Source organism: bacterium (assembly GCA_041648665.1).
Lineage (GTDB): Bacteria > UBA10199 > UBA10199 > 2-02-FULL-44-16 > JAAZCA01 > JAFGMW01.
On sequence record JBAZOP010000127.1, the window covers coordinates 1 to 6,216 of the forward strand.

The window sequence follows — 6,216 nt, forward strand, 5'->3', positions numbered from 1 at the left end:
GGCAGCCTCACGATGAAAGAGCTCCCCTGGCCCGGCGTGGAGCGCACCTCGATGTTGCCGCCGAAGTGATCCACGATCTTCTTGACGTATGACAGGCCCAGGCCGATCCCCTCCACGTTGCCGGTGAAGTACTTCTCGATCTGGAAGAACTTGTCGAAGATCCTGTCGCGGTATTCCGGAGGGATCCCGATGCCGTTGTCCGAGAACTCCATCACGATCCTGCTGTCTACGCGCGCGCAGCGGACCTCCGCGATCGCGGGTTTGCTCATGTTGAACTTGAGCCCGTTGTCCATGAGCTGGCGAGAGATCAGCTCCATGTACTGCTTGTTGAAAGAGATCGGCGAGGCGCCGGCGTCGACCGATATCCGGACCTCGGGCTCTTTTTCGGAATACGAATCCTTGACCGAGGCCGCTATCTCGCCCAGGAAAGCGGGCAGGTCTATCTCCTCTTTCGCCGCGGAGAGGTTTTCGTTCTCGATCGTCACAAAGCCGACCAGTTCCTCGATCACCGCGGCGAGCTTGGCCACCTGTTTGGACATCGCCTCCATCTGGCGCTTCTGCTTGTCCGACATCTCGCCGAGCAACCCGTCCTTCATGAGCGAGATGTTCGACTTGAGTACGGTCACCGGTGTGTTGAGCTTGTGCGAGATCAAGGCGAGGAAGTCCCGTTTGGAGCCCTCCTCGGCCCGATCCTCGGTGATGTCGCGCAGGCTCATGGCGATCTGCGCCGTACTTCCCTCTTCGTCCTGGATCGGGATGAGGATGGCGATGAGATAGAGCTCGCCCGCATGGTCGCTCTCGCGCCTGTTCAGCTCGAACGCGGCGTGTTCGATGGAAGAGATGTCGGTCACCTTTTCGATCGGGACGGAGGCGTCGAAGTGCGCCTGCACGTGCTCCCAGAAGGGGCCGGGCGACGGCAGCGCGAGGAGGTTTTCCGCCGCCCTGTTGAACTGCAGCACTTTCCAGTTCGGATCGAAGATGACTATGCCGTCCGACATCTGCGAGAAGCAGGCCTCGAACATCCATCGCTCCTGCTTGAGCTTGGAGAGCATTCCGGAGAGCGAGCCCTCCATGTCGCGAAAAGCGCGGGCGAGGACGCCGAGCTCGTCGTCTGCGTCGGCTCCCGGCGGCGGCACGCTGAGGTCTCCGTCGGCGATCCTGCGCGAACTCTCGGCCAGGCGCTTCACCGGCCTGGCTATCCGGGAGGAGACCAGCAGTATCAACGCCGTTACGGCGATGATGCCGGCTATGGCTATGAACAGTATGTTCCTGTGGAGCCGCACGATCTCCGCGAGGAGCTCCCGTTCGGGGAATTCTATCCCCAGCGACCAGCCGGTTTCCCGTATGGGTCCGTAGGCGATCCATACAGGTTGTTTCGTGAGCGGATTGACCATGGGTATGTAGCCGCTCTCCCCGGCCATCATCTTTTTTCCGAGCCGCGCAAAGTCGTCGCTCGCTAGCTCCTTCGCAGCATCGAGGATGGTGCGCTTGAGATTCCAGTTCTCGTCGGGCACGGTGAGAAAACGCCCCTCCTTGCTGATGAGGAAGGCCCTGCCGCTGGCGGCGACCTTTATCTTCTCGATCTCATCGGTAAGCTCCTCGAGCGCCACATCTATTGTCGCGACGCCCCAGAACCGGCCGTCACGGAAAAAGGGCTGGGAGTATGTGGTCATGGGGAGGTCGCCGCCGCCCACGTCTATGTAGGGCTCGCTCCATCGCGGTTTTCCCGATTCTTCCGGTATCGTGAACCACTCCCACTTCGGGTAGTTGTAGGATTCGTCTGAAAGATCCTTGAACTCCAACCCCTCCTTGCCCCTGTAGAGGTAAGGCGCAACGAGGCGCTGCTCCTTCGAGAAGCTGTCGGGCGCGAACGCGATTGTGGAGCCGAAAGCGGCGGGGTAGGACTGGAGGGTCTTCTCGATCAGCGCATTGACCTGTTCGACGGAGGTGGGGCGCATGGCCTCGACCGAAGCCGCCAGTCCTTTGGCGATGACGGTCAGCGACGAGATCTCGCCGTCGAGCCGCCACGTGTAGGCCTTCACCATGTTCTCGGCGCGCGCGGCTATCTGCTCTTCAAGCGCCTTCCCGCTCGTGACGTAGCTGAATGAGATGCCTGCGACGAAGACGGCGATCACCGGAACGAGGGTTGAGAAGAGGAGCTTGTCCCTTATCCGCATGCGGGCATTTTAGTGTTGAATGAGCCATGCGGCAATATCAAATTTGAGAGAATTTCACGGCGTCATCCGCGAGCCTGCGGGCCAGTTCTGAGAACGGCGCGTCGAATTCCATCTCTTTCCAGTCGGCGGCGATCGTGGAAAGCCAGGATGCGAGCCAAAGCCATCCTCTCGGGTCGAGCCCCTCCTTGAAAGCGTACCAGACCAAGCGCTGCCTATCCGCGACGGCATCTATCGGCTCGTTGCGATCGGCGTACATTTGGGAGGATGTGAGCATGAGCTCCGCCATTATGGAGTTCACTTTGTCTTCATAGTACCAGGCGTTCCATATGCTTCGATTCAGGCGAAATCGGTCGATCCTGCCGGAGTCGTGGTATGTCTTTATGGAATCGAGCCACGCCCTTATCGCCGGCTCACGGTACTCCGGCACGCTCGATGCGAGCGTGTGAGCAAGACCGGGTTCTTTCTCGATTGTGACTTCGATGATGTGAGCTGCGGATTCCGCCAGCATCGCTTCCTTGTCGAATTCCGCCATTCGATCGAGGGACTCCGAGGCGAGGAAGAGAAGCCTCGCCTTGCGGACGGGGTTGTTGTCGTTGGCGGGATTTACCGCCGCTTCGAGGCGCTCTAGGAATCGGTTCTCATGGACCTCTCTCTTGAAGATCGTCGCCGGGGGTCGATAATCTTTCGGGTCATCGCTGTTTGCGATCTTCTCTATCTCCTCGGCTCTCAACGGAGAAATGAGCGAGACTGCCGCCATGGAATTGATCGCGTGCTGGAGCGAACGCTGCGCTTCGGAGAGCATGCCCGCCTGCTCGTAACTGTCTCCAGGGCGGGTCGCAGGATCGAACGGATGGATGCCCTTGAACGTGAAGTTCGTTGAAAAACCGGGGATGGCCACCATCGGCGACATGCGGTACCGCTGTGCCTGACTCGGATTCTCGAAGTAGAGCGAAGTATTGGACCATTGCGGCATCGTGCAGACGCCCGACATGGACATGAGCGAACCGAGCCCGATTGAGAAATCCGCCAATTGTGCCTGACTCAGGGGCATCCTTGTATTCCTCTCATCTCTTCTTCGGCACGGCGAGCTTTCTGTTGCTAGGAAATTTGTGAGCGGAGGAGAAATCGCCCTTGGATACAACTGGTTGATATCATTAGTTAATAGCGCTGAGTCGGTTTGGCCTGGATTCAAAAATCCGTTGAATCCGCTTCACGGCGCGGTTAATGTGCCTCCTCGTTTAATCGGAACCATGGTCCTGAAAGGGGGCACAATGATGAGGCGTCTGGCTGTCATCGCATTTGTTGCAGCGATCGCAATCATCGCTGCGACTGCATCGGCAAAGGAGGATGTGGTGAGAAAGGGCAACGGGCTGGTATACAAGGATGTCGAGGTCGGCACGGGGGCCGAGGCGGTCCCTGGAAAAGCGGTCACGGTGGATTACACCGGGTGGATCGACGAAGGGGACAAGAAGGGAAAGAAGTTCGACAGCTCGCTGGACCGCGGCGAGGCCTTCACGTTCACGCTGGGCATGGGCCAGGTGATAAAGGGTTGGGACGAGGGCGTTGCAGGGATGAAGGTCGGCGGCAAGCGGACCCTCATGATTCCGGCGAGCTTGGGCTACGGCGCGCGCGGCGCGGGCGCGGCGATCCCGCCTAACTCGGACCTCATCTTCGACGTCGAGCTCCACGGCGTGAAGTGAACTCCGTAAGTCTGGGAGCAAACAAAAAGCCCGGGATCTCTCCCGGGCTTTTTCTTCGTAAAGCATTCGAACGTCAGCTCTCCAGCCTCCTGAGCTCCAGCGCCAGGAAGAAGCGGGAGACGCCCCAGAAGAGTATGTACCATGCCAGCAGGACCGAGAGTATGATCGGGTACTTGAACATCACAGCGGCCATGATGATGTTGAGCACTCCCAACAGCGCCAGGAAGAAGCGGCCGTTGCTGAGCTGGACCGCGCCGATTATCTCCACGAGCCCGCTGAACAACAGGAAGAGCGCGACTATCATGTAGACGATGCTGACATCGAAGAACCAGACTATCACCGACGTGACTATGCCGAGAGCCATGTACAGCAGCGCCCTCGACTTGCTCTTGGATTTGAAGCTCGCATAAGCCTCGGAGAACGTATACGCCAGCACGAAGACCGTGATGATGAGCTGGAGCGACCAGAACGCGAGCTGGATCAGCTGTATCGGGCCGCCTGGATATGAGAGGAACACGAGCCCTATCAATATCGCCAGGATGGAAGTGAAGAGCGTGTGGTTGTAATAAGCCTTTGTATCCTCGCCGTTCATGAATCCCCCTTTCCGTTAGGTGCGCCTGTTACTTCGTCAGCTTGGTGGACGCCACGTTCGCGTCGCACATGGGTTTGAGGTCGCGGTTGAACTCTGTGAGCGACTCGGCCTTGTCCTTGCTCTTGGAGCGCATCGTGCAGTCCAGCGTGTAGTTGTAGTTCTTGCCGCCGCGGTTGCGCATCATGGTGAGGGTGGTGTTATAGCGCCACTTTTTCTTCTCCTCGCAGCGCGTGGTGGTGTACGGCGCTTTGCTGCCGGCCCAGCTCTTCTTGCCTTGGGCGATGACTTCGCACTTGGATTCGCCCTTTTTCTCTTTCTTATCCTTCTTCTCGACAGATGCGGTTTCCTTTTGGGCCTTGCCCTTCTTCGCCTTGGGGACTTCCATCATGATCAGGTGGATCTGGGGATCGGCGCTGAAATCGCCGGGATTGCACTTCTTCTGGCCGAAGCAGGCGGAGGCCATGGAGGGCATCTCCAGGCCCATCGATTTGGCCGCGGCGGCCTCTGCAGAGGACATATCCGCTTTGGCCGACTCCTCCTTCACCTTCCATCCATCCGGATACGTGCAGGCGTACTTGAACTGCTGGTTGTTGTAGCTCTGGACTGCGTGCGCCGGCGCTGCGATCGCCAGGGACAACAGTGCTGTGAAGATCATAACCGCGATTCCCTTCATGAATCCTCCTTTCAAATCAGTTTATTATGTTTTCTATACAAGCTTTGTTGACCGAAAACCGGGATTTGTCAACAAGTTGGCGCGGGAGGGCGGGTCAGGCGGCTTCGTCGGTCATCCGGCGGTGCAGGTTGCTCAATATCTCCGCCGAGCCCTTGGCCCCGGCCGCCTTTGCGGCCGATTCTGCGGCGCGGCCTACGAACTCGGAGCTCTGAATCCATGCGCTGTCCTCGCCGAGAACTTTTCCGCCTCTGCCCAACGTGAGGAGCGCCGCTCGCAGCATGTCTCCCAGGGCCTCCGCATATCTTTCCCGGCTCAGGTTGAGCTTCTCCGAGGCCCGGTAGAGCTCGATCATCACGAGCGGATTCTCATTGGACCAGCCGTTGTGGAGTCCGCGGTCTATCTTGAACCTCGTCACCTCATACGGGTCGGAGGCGGCGAGCGAGCCGTGCCACGCCCTGGCCGCGAAGGCCCTGTACCAGGCGCTGCGTTTCGCCTTCAGCGGGGTTGCGTCGCCTTCGATGACGCCGGCCCGGTCGAATGCGACCTCGGCGAACATGGCCGCTGCAGGGTGGTCGTTCACCTGGAGCAGATTGACCGCTGCCTGGAAAAACCGGTTGGCCACGTCGAGATGCGATTCGTCGAGAAGGAAATTGAGGAGCATGGCGGATCGAACGCTTGCCATGAAGGCGTTGCGATAGTCGCTGAAGGAGTCCTCCACAGGCATCAGGGTTACGCCCGGCGTCGGCGGCTCCAAAAACGATCGAAGGCGCGAGGCGGCCTCCATGCGCTGCGAATAATCGCCGGTCACCCTGTCGGCGAACAGCTTCATCTCGGCGCTGGCGTTGTCGACGATCGACTGCATCGCGAGCATGTCTTTCGTAATCGGGTTGTAGATCGGTTGAGCTGTATCGAATGGGAGCCGCTCGACGAATTCCTTGCGCGAGATCCTTTCCCTCGTCTGGATCAGGACGCCCAGCGGTTCCTGCGCATGGGGATCGTTCGGATCGAATTGCTTGTAGGTCAGTCCTTGGCGCGTCATGGAACAGGGCGTCTGTCCCACGCCGAGTCTCGTGG

6 protein-coding genes are annotated in these 6,216 nt (G+C 59.1%); 1 reads left to right on the forward strand and 5 read right to left on the reverse strand.

The features are described from left to right. Both WC683_18825 and WC683_18830 read right to left on the reverse strand, forming a co-directional pair. Positions 1-2,177, reverse strand: a 2,177-nt coding sequence (locus tag WC683_18825) for an ATP-binding protein (protein MFA4974665.1), incomplete at its 3' end; no start/stop codon positions are given. Positions 2,178-2,214: 37 nt separating this feature from the next. Further along, positions 2,215-3,228, reverse strand: coding sequence for a hypothetical protein (locus tag WC683_18830; protein ID MFA4974666.1), 1,014 nt, complete (start codon positions 3,226-3,228; stop codon positions 2,215-2,217). A gap of 223 nt (positions 3,229-3,451) precedes the next feature. Here WC683_18830 and WC683_18835 point away from each other — a divergent pair, with 223 nt between their 5' ends. After that, positions 3,452-3,877 carry an FKBP-type peptidyl-prolyl cis-trans isomerase gene (locus tag WC683_18835; GenBank protein ID MFA4974667.1) on the forward strand — a complete coding sequence of 142 codons (426 nt, stop codon included), beginning with the start codon at positions 3,452-3,454 and terminating at the stop codon, positions 3,875-3,877. 73 nt (positions 3,878-3,950) lie between these two features. Here WC683_18835 and WC683_18840 read toward each other — a convergent pair whose 3' ends face one another. The 3 genes from WC683_18840 to WC683_18850 all read right to left on the reverse strand — a co-directional run. After that, complete coding sequence (locus WC683_18840) at positions 3,951-4,469, reverse strand: hypothetical protein (GenBank protein ID MFA4974668.1); 519 nt, start codon at positions 4,467-4,469, stop codon at positions 3,951-3,953. Between the two features lie 28 nt (positions 4,470-4,497). Then, positions 4,498-5,142, reverse strand: a complete 645-nt coding sequence (locus WC683_18845; GenBank protein ID MFA4974669.1) for a hypothetical protein — start codon at positions 5,140-5,142, stop codon at positions 4,498-4,500. A gap of 94 nt (positions 5,143-5,236) precedes the next feature. Then, positions 5,237-6,216, reverse strand: a 980-nt coding sequence (locus WC683_18850) for a hypothetical protein (protein MFA4974670.1), incomplete at its 5' end; no start/stop codon positions are given.